Origin of the sequence: Streptomyces sp. x-19 (assembly GCF_046549115.1) — a bacterium.
GTDB classification, from domain to species: domain Bacteria; phylum Actinomycetota; class Actinomycetes; order Streptomycetales; family Streptomycetaceae; genus Streptomyces; species Streptomyces albulus_C.
Genome location: NZ_JAJPWK010000002.1, coordinates 158,488 through 177,084 on the forward strand (window position 1 = coordinate 158,488; position 18,597 = coordinate 177,084).

The window sequence follows — 18,597 nt, forward strand, 5'->3', positions numbered from 1 at the left end:
GTCGTGATCCAGAAGCGGACGGGGCGCAATGGGTGAGATCTTCGCCGGTCGGTACGAGCTCGTGGACCCGATCGGTCGGGGCGGGGTGGGCGCCGTCTGGCGCGCCTGGGACCACCGGCGCCGCCGCTACGTGGCGGCCAAAGTGCTGCAACAGAGCGATGCGCACACCCTGCTGCGCTTCGTCCGGGAACAGGCGCTGCGGATCGATCATCCGCACGTGCTGGCCCCGGCGAGCTGGGCCGCGGACGACGACAAGGTGCTGTTCACCATGGACCTGGTGCACGGCGGCTCGTTGGCCCATCTGACCGGCGACTACGGCCCGTTGCCCGCGGGCATGGTGTGCACGCTGATGGACCAGCTGCTGGCCGGACTGACCGCCGTGCACGCCGAGGGCGTGGTGCACCGGGACATCAAGCCGGCGAACATCCTGCTGGAGGCCACCGGCACCGGCCGCCCGCACCTGCGGCTGTCCGACTTCGGCATCGCGATGCGCAAGGGCGAGCCGCGACTGACCGAGACCAACTATGTGGTGGGGACGCCGGGTTACTTCGCGCCGGAGCAGATGTTGGGGTCCGAACCGGACTTCCCCGCCGACCTGTTCGCGGCCGGGCTGGTCGCGCTCAGCCTGATCACCGGCGCCAAACCGGACACCGAGGCGCTGGTCCGCCGGTTCATGGACCACGGCGGCATACCGAACGCGCCCGAGGACGTCCCGGAGCCGGTGTGGCAGGTGCTGGCGTCGCTGCTGCACCCCGATCCGGACGCCCGGTTCAAGACCGCGACGGGGGCCCGGAAGGCGCTGCTGGCGGCGGCCGAGCTGCTGCCGGAGGCGACCATCGAGGACGAGGTCATCGAGGTCTTCGACCACATCGGGCCGCTGCCGTCCGGATTCGGTCCGGACGGTCCGCTGCGCGGCGCACCACGCGGCGATGCCACCGGGGCCACCACCGTGGCCGGCGCCGCGTCCACCGCGCCCTCCGACACCGGCGGGCGTCCGGTCACCGGCCCGGCCTCCTTCACGGACACCGGGAGCTTCCACCTCGCACCGCCCGAGCCGTCGGTCCCGCCACAGCCGAGCACCCCGCCGCCCCCGGCCACCCCGCCACGCGGCACCGTCCCGGCCCCGCCGACCACTCCGCCCCGCACCCCGCCGCCGACGCCGCTGCCGGCCCCGATGCCGCGGTACGAGCCGACGGCCGCGGCACCCCCGCTGGCGCCCGCCACCCGCCCGTACACCGCCGGGCAGCCGCCGCTGCCGGGCCACCCACCGACCGGGGACGCCGGCGTGCCGGCGGTACCCGCCCCGGCCGGCCCGGTGCGGAAACCGGGACCGCCCCCGAAGGTCGCGGTCCCGGTCCTGATCGTGGCGCTGCTGTGCATCGCGGTCGGGGTGTGGGCGCTGCTCGCCGACTGACGGACCCTAGTCCTCCCCCGGCGGTGCGGACCGGCGGGGTGACGCCCGGGTCGTCTGCTGGTCCGTGGGCAGTTCCGGGCCCGGCGGGACGGCCGGGACGGCCCCTCGGGCGGCGGCCCGCCGGGCCAGCACCGTCCAGGCGCCCAGCCCGGCCAGCAGCAGCACCCCGACGCCGATCCCGGCGTACGCCACGGCCGTCCGGGGGCCGCCCGCCCCCTGCACGGGCCGGCCCGTGCCGTCGTCGCCCGGCAGGGTGCCGAGGTCACCGGCCGGCGAGGCGTAGTCGGGGCCGGCCTGCGGAGTGCCGCGGAGGTCCACCCGGAGGGTGAGGGCGGCCCCCTGGGGGAAGGCCGCCGCGGTGCGCGCGCTCAAGGTGACCGCCACGTAGTACCAGCCGGCGAAGCGCATCCCGGCGACCGCGCGCTGCGGTGCCGTGCGGTTGCCGTAGGCCACCGGTGCGGTGAACGCCCTCGCCGCGGCCGGTTTCCCGTCGAACGCGACGAAGCCGTCCTGGCTGACCGCGCCGCGCGCCGGGTTGTAGACGGTGAGCCCGAGCGCGCTCGGCACGAACGCGGTTGCCGATCCGGTGGAGTTGGGGAGTTCGGCACTGAGGTTGAGGCGCTGTCCCCAGTCCACCGGGACGCGGTAGAAGCGGGTTGCGCCGGGGGCGAGGTGGTCCCGCCACACGCCCCTTCCGACCGCGGCCGCGTCGTTGAACCCGGTGCCGCCCAGGACCTGGTGGGTGGTGGTGTCCGTGGGCGGTGCGGGCGTGGCGGAGCTCCAGCCGCCGGGGGCCGACGGGGACGGGGCCGTGCCCTTGAGCGCGGGTTCGGTGAGGTGACCGATCTCGACGGGCCAGGGCTCCGGACCGGACGTCAGCGGACCTTCGCGGCTGACGACCACGTAGTAGGGGCCGGCGTGCTGGCAGTTGGAGACGTCCGGGCCGATGAGGCGTGCGGCGTAGTCGGCGACCGGGTAGGCGGTGCCGCCGCTGTGGAACTGCGCGGTCCCGTCCGGGCCGCAGGTGGTGCCGCCGCTGTCCTCGACCTTGACGGTCAGTCGGTCGGTGTAGTCCTCGACCTTGGTGCCCGGGCGGGGCGCGGCGACCACCGAGAAGTACGCGTTGCTGATGCCGTCGAGCGCGACCGCGTAGTACTTGGTCTCCCCCCGTCGGAAGGTGTCCACGTGTTGCCCGCGGTCGAGTCGCGGGGCCTGCGCCGCGCTCTCGGCCCCCTTGACGGGCTTGCTGCCGGAGGCCGTCCGATAGCCCGGTGCGCCGGCGGCCGCGGCCGCCGGAGCCGCCGTGAGCCCCAGCAGGGCCAGCGCCGCGAGGGTGGCCGGGCGCCTCATCCCCGTTGCGTGCCGCGTCACCGCGCGGCTCCCCCGCTGCCCGACCGCGGCTTCCGGCGGGCCCAGCCGTACGACAGGCCCAGCCCGGCCAGCAGGAGGACGCCCAGCCCGCCGACGGAGACGCCGGCGACCCGGATCGCGGGCCAGTGACCGCCCGTCGTCCCGCTGGCCGCCGGGCTCGAACCGCCGTCGGGCGCCTCGTCCTGGTCGGCCGCCGCGACCTCCGGACCGGCCTTCGCCCGCCCCAGGACGGCGACCCGCAGCACCACGCCGACCCTCGGGTTCTGCGCGATCTGCGCCGACCTCGCGCCGAGCGTGACCGCGATGTAGAAGTCGCCCTTGGCGTGGACGGGGATGACGGTGGGGTACGTCTCGTAGCGGTTGCTCCAGGAGACCGGCACCGTTCCCATGCTCAGCGAGGCGGGTCGCCCGCTGTACGGCACCTGCGGGGTGAAGACGCCGGTCCCGCTGCCGACGGGGGCGCGGAACGGCGTGTAGACCTGGGTGCTGCCGAACGAGGTGCGGATGCTCTGACCGGACCGCGGCGCGTTGGCGAACTCCACGTCGTAGCGCAGCTGTTGGCCCCAGCTGACCGGCACCTTGTACCAGAGCGTCTGCGCGGGGAGGATCTGGTCCCGCCAGACGCCCGGGCCCAGCGGGCGGGCGTCATTGAATCCGGTGCCGCCGGTGACGTCCTTGGGCTGGGTGGTGGGCAGGGTGGCGGCCTTGCCGCCCGCGCCGTACTCCGGTGCCGACTGCGCGGGCGTGGCGCCCTTCGCCAGCGGTTGTTCCACGTGAAACATCAGCTCCATCGGCCAGCGCGCGGCGTCCGAGCCGGGGTCCGCGTGCCGTTCGACGACCAGCCCGTACCGGCCCGCCTTGTCGCAGGTACCAGCGCCGCCCTGCGACGGGATGCGGCTGACGGCCGAGGTCAGCGGGGTGGCACCCTCCCGCTGACCGAACATCGCGGTCGAGGACTGGCAGCTGCCGTCCGCGCCGGACACGATCTGGGTGCGCACGGTGTCGAGGGTGTCGACCGCGGCACCGGGCGGCGGCACCACGGTGGCGGAGAAGTCGGCCGCCGACGCCGCGTCCAGATCGACGGCGTAGTAGCGCTTCTCGTTGGGGCCGATGCTGTCCAGGTACTGCCCGGGGCGGACGACGGGTGCGCCCTTGCGGTCGTCCGTGCCGCTGACCTGTGTGCCCCGGAACCGGTAGCCCGCCGCGGACAGTTGGCCGGCCCGCTGCAGCTGTCGGGCGAGCGACGCGGCATCCGGAGCGTCGTAGTACTGGCCGTTGCCGGACTTGGCGATGCACTCCAACTGGCTGCGGGACGCGCCGGCGGCCTGGAAGCCGACGACGTCGACGTGCAGATCAGGGCTGGACGCGGCGAGTTGGGACGCGATCTGGCAGGCCTGCGGGGTCTTGCAGGTGTCCGTACCGTCGGAGACCAGCACGATGGTGCGCTTGCCGCCCGCGCCGGCGACCGGCCGGGGAAGGTCCTGGGCGGCCTTGGACAGGGAGAGCCCGATCGGGGTGTCGCCCTTGGGAGTCACGCCCGCGACCGCCTTCTTGAGGCCGTCCCGGTCCAGCGGGGCGACCGGCTGGGCGAGCCGGGTGTCGTCGCAGCCCTTGGGCTTGTCCGCGCCGTAGACCCGCAGACCGGTGGGATACCCCGCGGGCAGGGCGTCGACGACGGTGCCGACGGCCTTGCGGGCGGCGGCGATGCGGGTGCTCCCGGCCCCGTCACTGCCGGCCATCGAGCCGGAGGAGTCGAGCACCATCACCAGCCCGCTCCCCTCGGCGGCGGACGGCGACGCCCGCGGGGCCGACGCGGCCGGGAGCGCCACCGCGGTCAGGGCCAGCAGCACCGCCCATGCCCTCAACCTCGTCCGAGCAGGGGGGACCCGTACCTCCAGCGTCGCCCCCCTGCGTGGTGGTCGTGCCACGTCCCGTCCCCCTCGCGTCCGCCGGTCACAGCCCGGACATCGACATCACGACCAGCGGCTTTGCCGCTGCAACTCATTAATGTGCGATCGCAAATCGAGGGCCTGTCCGCCCCCGACACGTACGAAACCCCGGTCGCCCTTGGGGCAACCGGGGTCCATACGAACTGTGCTGTGCGTGGTCTCACACACCCGAACCTGCGGGCACGGAGTCGGTCGCCTCCGTCCACAGATCCTGCTCGGCGCGATCCGCCTGGATCTGGCGGTACACGAGGAGCCCGCCGATGGCGGCCAGTGCGACCAGGAGAAGCTTCTTCACCGCGCGACCTCGTCTTTCGTTGACGTAGGGGACCCTATGTCGGCCGATGATACACACCGGCCGATACCGATCGGTTATCTAGCCCGTACTCGACAACACCCCGTCCGGGGGTGCCAAACCGGCCTCAACTCCCGCCCCTTCACAACGAATCGCCCCCGTCTTCCGTTCCCAGGGCCCACCGGGCCGGGCGCGCGCCCAAAAGCAGCGGCCCGGCCGGAGAATCCTCCGGCCGGGCCGTGTGTGCGGTGCGGCTACCAGGACTTGAACCTGGGGCCTCTTCCTTATCAGGGAAGCGCTCTAACCGTCTGAGCTATAGCCGCTCGCTCGCTGCACCAGAAGATTAGCGCACTTCAGAGGCGTTCCCAAAATCGGTTCCCGAAGCCTCGGGAACGCCCGGTGCAGACGCCCGCCACGAGCATTCACTCGTCCTCGGCGAGGGTCAGCTCCACCCCGCCCACGAAGCCCGCCGACAGGTTGTAGATGAACGAGCCGAGGGTGGCCAGCGCGGTCGCCAGGACCACGTCGATCACCGCGATGACCGAGGTGAACAGCAGCACCCGCGGCAGCGAGAGGAACGACTGCAGATCGAAGCCACCGCCCTCGGCGGAGCCGGTCGCCTCGCTGATCGTCTTGCCGACGGTGGAGAAGACGCCCATCGCGTCCATCACCATCCACAGGACCGCCACCGCCACCACCGTGCAGATGCCCAGCGCGATCGACAGCAGGAAGCTCACCTTCATCACCGACCAGGGATCGGTGCGCGCCACCCGGAGCCGGGCCTTGCGCGTCCGCGGGGCCGTGCTGACGCCCGTACGCGGCTTGCGGACGGTCTGACCGGCTCCGGTCTCCGCGCCGCCCGTGGGATACGCCTGGGGCGGCTGGTACGGCTGCTGCGTGCCGCCCTGGGGCTTTTCCTGGCCGCCCCGGCTCTGTGGCTGGGGCTGCGGTTGCGGCTGTCGGGTGTTGGTCACGGTTCCCCCCTCATGGGCGCCCTCGTCCGGGGTGCCGTCGGACGCGACGGAGCCACGGGCGCTGCGTTCCCCCTCGGTTGCGGGTTCCGGAGCGGAGTCCTGTGTGACTTCCGCTCCGCCCGTCGCAGCGCCCGTGGCTCCACTCACGACCTACTCCTCGTGTTACTCCGCCGCGGGCTGCGCACCCTCGGCTGCGGTGGCCCCGGACTCCTCGGCCTCACCGGTCTCCTCGGGCCCGTCGGGCCCGTCGACCTCCTCGGCCTCGCGGCCGGCCTCGGCGTTGCGCGCGATGCCGACGACGGCATCTCGCTTACCCAGGTTGATCAGTTGGACGCCCATGGTGTCACGGCCGGTCTCCCGGACCTCGTTGACCCGCGTACGGATCACGCCACCGCCGAGCGTGATCGCGAGGATCTCGTCGGTGTCCTCGACGACCAGCGCCCCGACCAGCGAACCCCGGTCCTCGACGATCTTGGCGGCCTTGATGCCCAGGCCGCCGCGGCCCTGGACGCGGTACTCGCCGACCGCGGTGCGCTTGGCGTAGCCGCCGTCGGTCGCGGTGAAGACGTAGGTGCCCTCCCGGACCACGTTCAGCGAGAGCAGTTCGTCGTCCTCGCGGAAGCTCATGCCCTTCACGCCCGAGGTGGCGCGGCCCATCGGGCGCAGCGCCTCGTCGGTCGCGGTGAACCGGATCGACTGGGCCTTCTTGCTGATCAGCAGCAGGTCGTCGGTCTCGGAGACCAGCTCGGCGCCGATCAGCTCGTCGTCCGTGCCGTCCGCCTGCTCGCGCAGGTTGATCGCGATCACGCCGCCGGAGCGGGGCGAGTCGTAGTCCTTGAGCGGGGTCTTCTTCACCAGGCCGGCCTTGGTGGCGAGGACCAGGTAGGGCGCCGCCTCGTAGTCGCGGATCGCCAGGATCTGCGCGATCTGCTCGTCCGGCTGGAAGGCCAGGAGGTTGGCCACGTGCTGGCCGCGCGCGTCCCGTCCGGCGTCCGGGAGTTCGTAGGCCTTGGCGCGGTAGACCCGGCCCTTGTTGGTGAAGAAGAGCAGCCAGTGGTGGGTGGTGGAGACGAAGAAGTGGTCGACGATGTCGTCTTCCTTGAGCTTGGTGCCCCGCACGCCCTTGCCGCCGCGCTTCTGCGAGCGGTAGTCGTCGGTCTTCGTCCGCTTCACGTAGCCGCCACGGCTGATGGTGACGACGATGTCCTCCTCGGCGATCAGGTCCTCGATGGACATGTCGCCCTCGAAGGGCACCAGCTTGCTGCGCCGGTCGTCGCCGAACTTCTCGACGATCGCGGCGAGTTCCTCGCTGATGATCTGGCGCTGCCGCTCGGGGGAGGCCAGGATCGCGTTGTACTCGCTGATCTTCCGCTGGAGCTCGTCGTGCTCGGCGGTGATCTTCTGCCGCTCCAGGGCCGCCAGCCGGCGGAGCTGCATCTCCAGGATCGCGTTCGCCTGGATCTCGTCGATCTGGAGCAGGCCCATCAGGCCCTCGCGGGCCACCTCGACCGTGTCGCTGCGCCGGATCAGCGCGATGACCTCGTCGATGGCGTCCAGCGCCTTGAGCAGGCCGCGCAGGATGTGGGCGCGCTCCTCGGCCTTGCGCAGCCGGAACTTCGTCCGGCGGACGATGACCTCGACCTGGTGCGTGACCCAGTTCCGGATGAAGGCGTCCAGGGACAGGGTGCGCGGCACGCCGTCGACCAGCGCGAGCATGTTCGCGCCGAAGTTGGTCTGCAGATCGGTGTGCTTGTAGAGGTTGTTGAGGACGACCTTGGCGACCGCGTCCCGCTTGAGGACGATGACCAGCCGCTGGCCGGTGCGCGAGGAGGTCTCGTCGCGGACGTCCGCGATGCCGCCGATCCTGCCGTCCTTGACCAGGTCGGCGATCTTCTGCGCGAGGTTGTCCGGGTTGACCTGGTACGGGAGTTCGGTGACCACCAGGCACTGGCGGTTCTGGATCTCCTCGACCGCCACCACCGCGCGCATCGTGATCGAGCCGCGGCCGGTGCGGTACGCCTCCTCGATGCCCTTGCGGCCCACCACCAGCGCACCGGTGGGGAAGTCCGGGCCCTTGACCCGCTCGATCAGCGCGTCCAGCAGTTCCTCGCTGGACGCCTCCGGGTGGGCCAGCGCCCACTGCGCGCCCTCGGCGACCTCGCGGAGGTTGTGCGGCGGGATGTTGGTGGCCATGCCGACCGCGATGCCGGCCGAGCCGTTGATCAACAGGTTGGGGAAGCGGGACGGCAGGACCGTCGGCTCCTGGTTGCGGCCGTCGTAGTTGTCCTGGAAGTCGACGGTCTCCTCGTCGATGTCCCGGAGCATCTCCATCGACAGCTGCTTCATCTTGCACTCGGTGTACCGCATGGCGGCGGCCGGGTCGTTGCCCGGGGAGCCGAAGTTGCCGTTGGAGTCGACCAGCGGCATCCGCATCGACCAGGGCTGGGCCAGGCGGACCAGCGCGTCGTAGATGGAGGTGTCACCGTGCGGGTGGTACGTGCCCATGACGTCGCCGACGACGCGGGCGCACTTGTAGAAGCCCTTCTCGGGGCGGTAGCCGCCGTCGTACATCGCGTAGAGCACGCGGCGGTGCACCGGCTTGAGGCCGTCGCGGACGTCGGGCAGCGCACGCGAGACGATGACGGACATCGCGTAGTCGAGGTAGGAGCGCTGCATCTCCGTTTCGAGCCCGACGGGCTCGACGCGCATCCCGACGCCTTCGATGGTGGCGGGCGCGCCCTCGGCGGTCACGCCGTCCGGGGTCACAGGGGGGTTCTCGTCGGCCATGGTGGTTCAAAGTCCTTTCGAGCTGCGGCTGGTGTGCGGGCCGACAGGGCTCAGATATCGAGGAAGCGGACGTCCTTGGCGTTGCGCTGGATGAACGAGCGGCGGGCCTCGACGTCCTCGCCCATGAGGACGGAGAACAGGTCGTCCGCGCGGGCCGCGTCGTCCAGCGAGACCTGGCCGAGCACCCGGTGGTCGGCGTCCATGGTCGTCACGCGCAGCTCCTCGGCGTTCATCTCGCCGAGACCCTTGAACCGCTGGATGGAGTCCTCGCGGATCCGCTTGCCGTTCTGCTTGCCGCGCTCGATCAGCGCGTCCCGCTCCGGGTCGGAGTAGGCGTACTCGAAGTCGTCCCGACTCCACTTGATCTTGTACAGCGGCGGGCGGGAGAGGTAGACGTGCCCGGCCTCGACCAGCGGTCGCATGAAGCGGAACAGGAAGGTCAGCAGCAGGGTGTTGATGTGCTGACCGTCGACGTCGGCGTCCGCCATCAAGATGATCTTGTGGTAGCGGAGCTTCTCGATGTCGAAGTCCTCGTGGACCCCGGTGCCGAAGGCCGAGATCAGCGCCTGGACCTCGTTGTTCTGCAGGATCTTGTCGACCCTGGCCTTCTCGACGTTGAGGATCTTGCCGCGGATCGGGAGGATCGCCTGGTACTCCGGGTTGCGGCCGGACTTGGCCGAACCACCGGCGGAGTCACCCTCGACGATGAAGATCTCGCACTTGGTCGGGTCGTTGGACTGGCAGTCGCTCAGCTTGCCGGGCAGCGACGCCGTCTCCAGCAGCCCCTTGCGGCGGGTCAGGTCGCGCGCCTTACGGGCCGCGACCCGGGCGGTGGCGGCCTGGATGCCCTTGCGGATGATGTCCGCGGCCTCGTTGGGGTTGCGGTCCAGCCAGTCGTTGAGGTGCTCGTGGACGACCTTCTGGACGAAGGTCTTCACCTCGGTGTTGCCCAGCTTGGTCTTGGTCTGGCCCTCGAACTGCGGCTCGGAGAGCTTGACCGAGATGATCGCCGTCAGACCCTCGCGGATGTCCTCACCCGTGAGGTTGTCGTCCTTCTCGCGCAGCAGCTTCTTGTCGCGCGCGTAGCGGTTGATCAACCCGGTCAGCGCGGCGCGGAAGCCCTCCTCGTGGGTACCGCCCTCGTGCGTGTGGATGATGTTCGCGAAGCTGTAGACACCCTCGCTGTACTGGGTGTTCCACTGCATCGCGAGGTCGACGGAGAGGTTCCGCTCCTTGTCCTCGGCCTCCACCGAGACCACCGTCGGGTGCACCAACTCGCCCTTGCGGGAGTTGAGGTACTTCACGAAGTCGACGATGCCGCCCTCGTAGTGGTACCGCACCGAGAGCGGCTTGCCGTCCTCGTCCACGTGGTCCGCGCGCTCGTCCTTGAGCGAGATGGTCAGCCCCTTGTTGAGGAACGCCATCTCCTGGAAGCGCCGCGACAGCGTCTCGAAGCTGTACGTGGTGGTCTCGAAGATCTCGCCGTCGGCCCAGAACGTGACCGAGGTGCCGTGCTTGTCGGTGGCCTCGTGCTGGGCCAGCGGGGCGGTGGGCACGCCCTGCTTGTACTCCTGCGTCCAGCGGTAGCCGTCCGTGCAGATCTCGACCGCGACCCGGGTCGACAGGGCGTTCACCACGGACACGCCCACGCCGTGCAGACCACCGGAGACCGCGTACCCGCCGCCGCCGAACTTGCCGCCGGCGTGCAGCACCGTCAGCACGACCTCGACGGCCGGCTTGTTCTCGGACGGCACGATGCCGACGGGGATGCCGCGGCCGTTGTCGACGACCCGGACACCGCCGTCGGCGAGGATCGTCACCTCGATGGTGTCGGCGTGCCCGGCCAGCGCCTCGTCGACGGAGTTGTCGACGACCTCCTGCACGAGGTGGTGCAGACCGCGCTCGCCCGTTGAGCCGATGTACATGCCGGGGCGCTTGCGAACCGCGTCCAGGCCCTCAAGGACGGTGATCGCGCTGGCGTCGTACGACTTCTCCACCGAGGAGTCGCCCACAGCGCCGGCCGAACCCCCCTCTTCGGTAGCAGCCATGTTGTTCTCGTTGAGGTCGCCGGAGTCGGCCACGAAGCGCCCTTTCTGGCACAGCACGAGCCCTTCCACACCTGTTGCGATCTCCCCGCGAAGGACAGGTGGGAGCGGCTCGTCGTTCGACTTGTTCCGCGAGTGGGCGGGATTGTCACCAGTCTACCGGTAGCGCCGACACTCATGGGGGTTTGTAGGCGCCTGAGTCGCCATGTGCCGCCCTGAACTGACGTCCGCCGACTCCCCATATGCGAGAAGGGGGCTCAGGGCGCCCACGCAGGCACTCAGCGCTTCGGGATGTCAACCGGCGGCTACCGTGAGCGCAGTCTCATGCGTCACACGTGTTTACCGGGTTCGTACCGGCGAGCGCCGTTTCACGTGAAACAGCCCCCGACCAGGCAAGAAAGCCCGAGAGGGGCGGTGTTTCACGTGAAACACCGCCCCTCCCCAGGAATGCTCCGCCGCGCGGTCGGGGTCAGCCGTAGGTGTCGCCGGGCCCCTTGCTGCCCGGCGCCCGCAGCTGGCCGTACCGACGGGCCGGACCGCCCGGCCCCCACACCTTGATCACCTTGACCGTGCCGTGGCCCAGGTCCTCGTTGAGGCGGGCCACCAGCGTCGGGGCCAGCAGCCGCAGCTGCGTCGCCCAGGCCGTCGAATCGCACTGGACGGTCAGGACGCGGGCCTCCTCGTCGTACCGCTGCGGCTCGCAGTGCTGCGCCACCTCGGGCCCCACCAGCTGCGGCCAGCGGCCCATCACCCCACCGATCGCCGCCGGGGTCTCCCAGCCGCGTTCCGTGATCAGTCGGTTGATCGCGGCGCCCAACGGCAGCGGGTCCCGGCCGTCCGCCCGCGCGCCCGAACGCAGTCCACCGCGCCGGGCCTGCTTCTTCTGCTGCACGGCGGCGCCCCGGGCCCGCGCCTGCTCCTTGGCGGCGACCAACGCCTGACGCGCCAGGTCCACGCCGGACAGCTCCGGCGTCTTGGGGCGCTCCGGCTGGGGCTCGGTCACCGTTCCACCTTCTCCACAAGGCCCCCGGAGACCGCGTACCGCGCCCCGACCAGCACTCCCGGCACGTCGTCGTCCACCGCCGCGGTCACCAGCACCTGCTCGCCAGGCGCCACCAGCTCCGCCAGCCGCTCCCGGCGCCGCGCGTCCAGCTCGGCGAAGACGTCGTCGAGGACGAGCACCGGCTCGTTGCCCTCGGTCCGCAGCAGCTCGTACGACGCGAGGCGCAGCGCCAGCGCGTACGACCAGGACTCGCCGTGGCTGGCGTAGCCCTTCGCCGGCAACTGCCCCAGCCTCAACAGCAGATCGTCGCGGTGCGGCCCGACCAGGGTCACCCCGCGCTCGATCTCGTTCTTGCGGGCCTCGCCGAGCGCCGTCAGCAGCACGCCGTACAGCTCCTCGCGGTTCGAGGCGGCGGCCATCGCCTCGCCCGCGGAGCCGCGGTACTCCAGCCCCAGCGGTCCGCCGCCCGGCGCCAACTGCTCGTACGCCTTGTCCGCCAGCGGCCGCAGCGCGGCGATCAGGTCGAGCCGTTGGGCCAGCAGCTCGGCGCCGGCCCGGGCCAGGTGCTGGTCCCAGACGTCCAGCGTCGACAGGTCCATCTGCCGACCGCCGTGCCGCCGTGCCAACGCCGCCGTCTTCAGCAGGGTGTTGCGCTGCTTGAGGACGCGGTCGTAGTCCGCGCGCACGCCCGCCATCCGCGGCGAGCGGGCGGTGATCAGTTCGTCGAGGAACCGCCGGCGCTCGCCGGGGTCGCCCTTGACCAGTGCCAGGTCCTCGGGCGCGAACAGCACCGTCCGGACGATACCCAGCACATCACGAGGTCTGACCTGCGACGACCTGTTGATCCGGGCGCGATTGGCCTTGCCCGGATTGAGCTCCAGCTCCACCAACTGCTGCCGTTCGCCCTGCACGACCGCGGCCCGGACGATCGCGCGGTCCGCCCCCATCCGCACCAGCGGCGCATCCGAGGAGACCCGGTGGCTGCCGAGCGTGGCGAGGTAGCCGACCGCCTCGACCAGATTCGTCTTGCCCTGCCCGTTGGGCCCCACGAACGCCGTGACGCCCGGGTCGAGCGGGACCTCGACCCGGGCGTACGAGCGGAAGTCGGCGAGCGACAGGTGCGATACGTGCATGACTACGCGCCGACCTCCCCCGGCTGCTGAGCCGGTTGTGCTTACTTCTTGTTCTCGACCGCGTGGCCACCGAACTGGTTGCGCAGCGCGGCGATCATCTTCATCTGCGGGGAGTCGTCCTGGCGGGACGCGAAGCGCGCGAAGAGCGACGCCGTGATCGCCGGCAGCGGCACGGCGTTGTCGATCGCGGCCTCGACCGTCCAGCGGCCCTCGCCGGAGTCCTCGGCGTAGCCCCGCAGCTTGTCCAGGTGCTCGTCGTCGTCGAGGGCGTTGACCGCCAGGTCCAGCAGCCAGGAACGGATGACCGTGCCCTCCTGCCAGGACCGGAAGACCTCGCGCACGTCGGTGACCGAGTCGACCTTCTCCAGCAGCTCCCAGCCCTCGGCGTAGGCCTGCATCATCGCGTACTCGATGCCGTTGTGGACCATCTTCGCGAAGTGACCCGCGCCGACCTTGCCGGCGTGCACCGAGCCGAAGTCACCTTCGGGCTTGAGAGCGTCGAAGATCGGCTGCACCTTGGCGACGTTCTCCTTGTCGCCGCCGTACATCAGCGCGTAGCCGTTCTCCAGGCCCCAGACGCCGCCCGAGACGCCGCAGTCCACGAAGCCGATGCCCTTGGCCGCCAGCTCCTCGGCGTGCTTCTCGTCCTCGGTCCACCGGGAGTTGCCGCCGTCCACGACGAGGTCGCCGGGCGAGAGCAGCTCGGCCAGTTCGTCGATGGTCGACTGGGTGGCGGCGCCGGCCGGGACCATGACCCAGACCACCCGCGGGCCCTTGAGGCCGTCCACGAGGGCCTTGAGGCTGTCCACGTCGGCCAGGTCGGGGTTGCGGTCGTATCCGATGACGGTGTGGCCGGCGCGGCGAATGCGCTCGCGCATGTTGCCGCCCATCTTGCCGAGACCGACGAGACCGAGCTCCATCACAGACCCTCTTTGCACATAGTCGTTGCTGTTCGTACCCGAGCCCGAGCCTACGCCCGAGGCCCCGTGCACAGCTGTGGGCTCAGCCGCTCATCAGGGCCGCGTCAGCCAGTCGTCGCAAGGGCCCCGGCGCACGGCCGGGGCCCGCTCGACACGAGGGCCGTCCGCCGGTGTCAGCCCGAGAGGCGGACCGGCATGATCAGGTACTTGTAGGCGTCATCGGCCTCCGCGTCCTTGGCCGGGCGGCCGCTGAGCAGCGCCGGCTTCGTCGACGTGGTGAACGCCAGCTGGGCAACCGGGGAGTCGATGGCCGACAGGCCCTCCAGGAGGAAGCCCGGGTTGAAGGCGATCGAGATGTCGTCGCCGTCCAGGTCGGCGTCGACCCTTTCCACAGCCTGTGCATCGTCGCTGGAGCCGGCCTCCAGGATCAGCACGCCCTGCTCGAAGCTCAGCCGCACCGGGGTGTTCCGCTCGGCGACCAGCGCCACGCGCTTGACGGCCTCGACGAAGGGCGCGGTCTCGATCACCGCGACGGAGTTGAACTCCGTGGGGAAGAGCGTGCGGTACTTCGGCAGGTCGCCTTCGAGCAGACGGGTCGTGGTCCGCCGGCCGGCGCCCTCGAAGCCGATCAGGCCCTCGCCCTGGCCGGAGCCGGAGAGCGCCAGGGTGACGGTGTCGCCGCTGCTCAGGGACTTGGCGGTGTCCAGCAGGGTCTTGGCCGGGACCAGGGCGACCGAGGAGGTGTCCGGGTTCTCCGGCTTCCACAGGAACTCGCGGACCGCGAAGCGGTAGCGGTCGGTGGAGGCCAGGGTGACGGTGTCGCCCTCGATCTCGATCCGCACACCGGTGAGCACGGGGAGCGTGTCGTCACGGCCGGCGGCGATGGCCACCTGGGCGGCGGCGGCCGCGAAGACCTCGGCGGAGACGGTGCCGGTGGCGGTGGGCATCGTCGGCAGGGCCGGGTACTCCTCCACAGGCAGGGTGTGGAGGGTGAAGCGGGAGGAGCCGCAGACCACGGTCACCCGTACACCGTCGGTGGAAATCTCCACCGGGCGGTTGGGGAGCGCGCGGCAGATGTCGGCGAGCAGCCGGCCGGAGACGAGGACGGTGCCCTCCTCTTCCACGTCGGCATCGACCGAGACCCGCGCCGAGACCTCGTAGTCGAAGCCGGAGAGGCTCAGTGCGCCGTTGTCCGCCTTCAGCAGCAGGCCCGCGAGGACGGGCACCGGCGGACGGGCCGGGAGGCTCTTGGCCGCCCAGGCCACTGCCTCCGCGAGTACATCGCGCTCCACCCGGATCTTCACCGGAAACCGCCTCCTGCTGTTGCTGGCTCTCGCCCTGCTGGCTCTTCGTCGTCGGCTGAGTTGCCGGAGACCAGTCTGACGCACGCCGTCGATGGTCGGTGCGGCTCGGGGTCAAGTCGGCTCGGTGGGAGCGGCGCGCTCCGGAGACGAGTTGTGCACAGGGCCCGGTTCCGAACGAATTCCCCGGTAGATATCCGTGGTCGTAGTAGTAGGGCCTGTGGAAACCGTGGACAACTGGCTTTGCGCAGGTCAGCACCGATTTTTTGTCCACCGTGCCTGTGGGTGGAAGCCGTGGATAAGCGGCTCCGGCTGTGGACTGCGCGAAGTTCTGCACACCCCATGCACAGAGGCAGGGGACTTCTCCCCAGTGCCGTCCCCAGGAATACCCACGTTCCCCACAGCCCAACCCACCACCTTGGTGTGACCGCTTTCACTCGGCGCGGTGAGAGGGGGTGTTGCGTTGCCGAACAGTGGACAGCGGTGTGGAGAAGCTGGGGATCGCTGGGGACAACGGCCCCTGACCTGTGGGTAGCCGGTGGACAAGTCCGCGCGGCCCCTGTGGACGAAAACTCTGTCCACAGGCTGTGGATTACGGTTGGCCACAAATCCACAGCCGGTTGACCTCGTCCGATGATCCGTCAGCAGGCCGGCCTGTGGATCCCACAGGGATAACTTTCCCCTCCCCAGGTTGTGGACGGAAGATTCTTGCCCAATCTGTGGAGAGAAGCCGTGACCTGGCCAGGAATCGAACAGAGCTGACGCGCTCCACAGGTTTGGGACGGCGGCGGAGGGGCCGCGAACCCCGGCGCCTGGCCTGTCGACCGGCTCGCGAACCGCCGCACGACGCCGTCACACCGCCTGCGGCAGTGCCCTCCAGTGCCCTCCAGCGCCCTCGGGCGCCTCCCCGTCCCCTTCGGTCCTGTACGGCGACACCACGACGAAGGGCGCCCCGGGAGCGGGTCCCGGGGCGCCCTGGTGGCGGTGGCGGTCTGCGGCAGGCCGCCCGTCAGCCGTTCTTGATGCGGTTGGTCAGCTCGGTGACCTGGTTGTAGATGGAGCGCCGCTCGGCCATCAGCGCGCGGATCTTGCGGTCGGCGTGCATCACGGTGGTGTGGTCGCGGCCGCCGAACTGCGCGCCGATCTTCGGCAACGACAGGTCGGTGAGCTCCCGGCACAGATACATCGCGATCTGGCGGGCCGTCACCAGCACCCGGCTGCGCGAGGAGCCGCACAGGTCGTCCACGGTCAGCCCGAAGTAGTCGGCGGTCGAGGCCATGATCGCGGTCGCGGTGATCTCCGGCGCGGTGTCCTCACCGCCGGGGATCAGGTCCTTCAACACGATCTCGGTGAGCCCCAGGTCCACCGGCTGCCGGTTCAGCGACGCGAACGCGGTGACCCGGATCAGCGCGCCCTCCAGCTCGCGGATGTTCCGCGAGATCCGGGACGCGATGAACTCCAGGACCTCCGGCGGCGCGTTCAGCTGCTCCTGTACCGCCTTCTTGCGGAGGATCGCGATCCGGGTCTCCAGCTCCGGCGGCTGGACGTCCGTGATCAATCCCCACTCGAAGCGGTTGCGCAGCCGGTCCTCCAGGGTGACCAGCTGCTTCGGCGGCCGGTCACTGGAGAGCACGATCTGCTTGTTCGCGTTGTGCAGGGTGTTGAAGGTGTGGAAGAACTCCTCCTGCGTCGACTCCTTGCTCGCCAGGAACTGGATGTCGTCGACGAGCAGGATGTCCATGTCCCGGTAGCGCTTGCGGAACGCGTCCGCCTTGCCGTCGCGGATGGAGTTGATGAACTCGTTGGTGAACTCCTCGGAGCTGACGTACCGCACCCGGGTGCCCGGATAGAGGCTTCGGGCGTAGTGCCCGATGGCGTGCAGCAGGTGGGTCTTGCCCAGCCCCGACTCCCCGTAGATGAAGAGCGGGTTGTACGCCTTGGCCGGCGCCTCGGCGACCGCGACCGCCGCGGCGTGCGCGAAGCGGTTGGAAGCGCCGATCACGAAGGTGTCGAAGAGGTACTTCGGGTTCAGCCGCGCGGTCGGTTCGCCGGGGCCGGTGGCCGGCGCGGGCTGCGCGGCGAGCGGGCCGGGCGCGCCACTGGGCGCCGGCAGCGAACCGGGACCGCCCGGCCGACCACCGGGCCCCGGCGGCGGAAGCTCGGAGTGGTCGCGGCGCTGCTGCTCATAAGGGGACCGCGGGCCGTCCGAGGGCCGCGGACCGCCGCGGTCCGGACCCTGCGAGCGGTAGTCGTTCTGGTGCTGCTGGAGATGGGCGGGCGGCGAACCGTACGGCTCGCGCCACTGCTCCGTGGACGTCTCGCGGTCGGGGTAGCCGCCGAGGTGCTGTTGCTGCCAGCCGTACTCCTCGCGGGGGCCGACCGCGTCGGTGCGGGAGTGCTGCGGCCACGCACCGGGCTCGTGCCGGTGCTGCGGGTAGTCGGGGTAGGCGGGACGGACACTGGGCAGGTCGTCGCCCTGGTGCCCGTAGCCCTGGCGTGAGTCGTGGCGCCCGTCGTAGCCGTCGTACGCCTCGTGCTGCGGCTGTTGGTGAGGCTGTTGGTGCGGGGCGTGCTGCTGGTGCGGTGCGGGCTGCGGGGCCGGGGGCTCCTCGGAGGAGTCGTCGACGGTGATCGCGATCCGGATCGGCCGTCCGCACTCGTGGCTGAGTGCCTCACCGATCAACGGCGCCAGCCGACCCTCGAGCACGCCCTTCGCGAACTCGTTCGGCACGGCGAGCAGCGCGGTGTCCGCGACCAGCGCCAGCGGCTGGGTCCGCTTGAGCCAGTCCTGGTCCTTGGGCTTGAGGCCGTCGGCCTCGGACCGCAGGAGGTGATCGAGTACGCGTGGCCACACTGCGGCAAGATCGGCAGGTACGTCAGCCACAGAGCACGCTCTCTCACAGTCCCACGAATGTGTGATTCTCAGGACGGGCGGGAAGGAAATGGAGTTCAGCCACGGTAGTCAGGGCGGGCCTGGGGATTCAAGTTGTTGTCCACAGGCTGTGCATAGTGTGTCCTGGCGGGGGCTCTCCGCACCGTTCCGGAGCTGGTTTGACCGAATGGCGTAGCCCCGCGTACCGTGACCAGGTCGAGTTGTCGATGGCTGCTGCCGCCTGCCTCCGATGGGCAAAGATCGCGCTCTCGTGAGCGTGTAGCGGTGCACTCGGGCGTGGCGAGCTACTCGTGGGCGCACGGTGACAGCCAGTCGACGCCCCACAAATCTGTCTCTCTGAGACAACAAGTTTCCTGGAGCCCCCGAGTGAGCAAGCGCACCTTCCAGCCGAACAACCGTCGTCGCGCGAAGACCCACGGCTTCCGCCTGCGCATGCGGACCCGTGCCGGCCGCGCGATTCTCGCGTCGCGCCGTAGCAAGGGCCGCGGCCGCCTGTCGGCCTGAGCAGCCTGACC

The 18,597-nt window shown here is 70.6% G+C and carries 13 protein-coding genes and 1 tRNA gene; 2 read left to right on the plus strand and 12 right to left on the minus strand.

The window, feature by feature from the left end; genetic code table 11:
* Positions 1 to 28: 28 nt before the first annotated feature.
* Entirely contained in the window at positions 29 to 1,414 is a 1,386-nt protein-coding gene (locus ACLJT4_RS05055; protein ID WP_411121178.1) for a serine/threonine-protein kinase, read from the plus strand.
* Positions 1,415 to 1,420: 6 nt separating this feature from the next.
* Here the strand turns inward: ACLJT4_RS05055 and ACLJT4_RS05060 are convergent, their stop codons facing one another.
* The 12 genes from ACLJT4_RS05060 to dnaA form a co-directional block, all read right to left on the minus strand.
* Positions 1,421 to 2,764 carry a hypothetical protein gene (locus ACLJT4_RS05060; protein WP_411121179.1) on the minus strand — a complete coding sequence of 448 codons (1,344 nt, stop codon included), beginning with the start codon at positions 2,762 to 2,764 and terminating at the stop codon, positions 1,421 to 1,423.
* A 17-nt stretch (positions 2,765 to 2,781) separates the two neighbouring features.
* A complete protein-coding gene (locus tag ACLJT4_RS05065; protein ID WP_411121180.1) occupies positions 2,782 to 4,635 on the minus strand; it encodes a vWA domain-containing protein in 1,854 nt (617 codons plus the stop codon).
* Between the two features lie 259 nt (positions 4,636 to 4,894).
* Entirely contained in the window at positions 4,895 to 5,029 is a 135-nt protein-coding gene (locus ACLJT4_RS05070; protein WP_003958712.1) for a DLW-39 family protein, read from the minus strand.
* A gap of 246 nt (positions 5,030 to 5,275) precedes the next feature.
* A tRNA-Ile gene (locus ACLJT4_RS05075) sits at positions 5,276 to 5,349 on the minus strand.
* A 99-nt stretch (positions 5,350 to 5,448) separates the two neighbouring features.
* Positions 5,449 to 6,147 (minus strand): DUF3566 domain-containing protein, encoded by a 699-nt coding sequence (locus ACLJT4_RS05080; RefSeq protein WP_411121181.1) that lies wholly within the window; start codon positions 6,145 to 6,147, stop codon positions 5,449 to 5,451.
* Positions 6,148 to 6,162: 15 nt separating this feature from the next.
* Positions 6,163 to 8,787 (minus strand): DNA gyrase subunit A, encoded by a 2,625-nt coding sequence (gene gyrA, locus ACLJT4_RS05085; RefSeq protein WP_411121183.1) that lies wholly within the window; start codon positions 8,785 to 8,787, stop codon positions 6,163 to 6,165.
* 50 nt (positions 8,788 to 8,837) lie between these two features.
* Complete coding sequence (gene gyrB, locus ACLJT4_RS05090; RefSeq protein ID WP_411121184.1) at positions 8,838 to 10,892, minus strand: DNA topoisomerase (ATP-hydrolyzing) subunit B; 2,055 nt, start codon at positions 10,890 to 10,892, stop codon at positions 8,838 to 8,840.
* Between the two features lie 409 nt (positions 10,893 to 11,301).
* On the minus strand, positions 11,302 to 11,835 hold the full coding sequence (locus tag ACLJT4_RS05095; RefSeq protein ID WP_411121185.1) for a DUF721 domain-containing protein: 534 nt from the start codon (positions 11,833 to 11,835) through the stop codon (positions 11,302 to 11,304).
* Positions 11,832 to 12,968 carry a DNA replication/repair protein RecF gene (recF, locus tag ACLJT4_RS05100; protein ID WP_411121186.1) on the minus strand — a complete coding sequence of 379 codons (1,137 nt, stop codon included), beginning with the start codon at positions 12,966 to 12,968 and terminating at the stop codon, positions 11,832 to 11,834. The genes ACLJT4_RS05095 and recF overlap by 4 nt, the downstream gene beginning before the upstream one ends.
* Positions 12,969 to 13,009: 41 nt before the next feature.
* Positions 13,010 to 13,888, minus strand: a complete 879-nt coding sequence (gene gnd, locus ACLJT4_RS05105) for a phosphogluconate dehydrogenase (NAD(+)-dependent, decarboxylating) (RefSeq protein ID WP_016571628.1) — start codon at positions 13,886 to 13,888, stop codon at positions 13,010 to 13,012.
* Between the two features lie 173 nt (positions 13,889 to 14,061).
* Positions 14,062 to 15,192 carry a DNA polymerase III subunit beta gene (dnaN, locus tag ACLJT4_RS05110; RefSeq protein WP_016571629.1) on the minus strand — a complete coding sequence of 377 codons (1,131 nt, stop codon included), beginning with the start codon at positions 15,190 to 15,192 and terminating at the stop codon, positions 14,062 to 14,064.
* 1,006 nt (positions 15,193 to 16,198) lie between these two features.
* Positions 16,199 to 18,073, minus strand: a complete 1,875-nt coding sequence (gene dnaA, locus ACLJT4_RS05115; protein ID WP_078486660.1) for a chromosomal replication initiator protein DnaA — start codon at positions 18,071 to 18,073, stop codon at positions 16,199 to 16,201.
* 375 nt (positions 18,074 to 18,448) lie between these two features.
* Between dnaA and rpmH the strand changes: the two genes are divergently transcribed.
* Positions 18,449 to 18,586: a 50S ribosomal protein L34 gene (rpmH, locus tag ACLJT4_RS05120; protein WP_009716483.1), complete on the plus strand. Its 138-nt coding sequence runs from the start codon at positions 18,449 to 18,451 to the stop codon at positions 18,584 to 18,586.
* Positions 18,587 to 18,597: the final 11 nt, after the last annotated feature.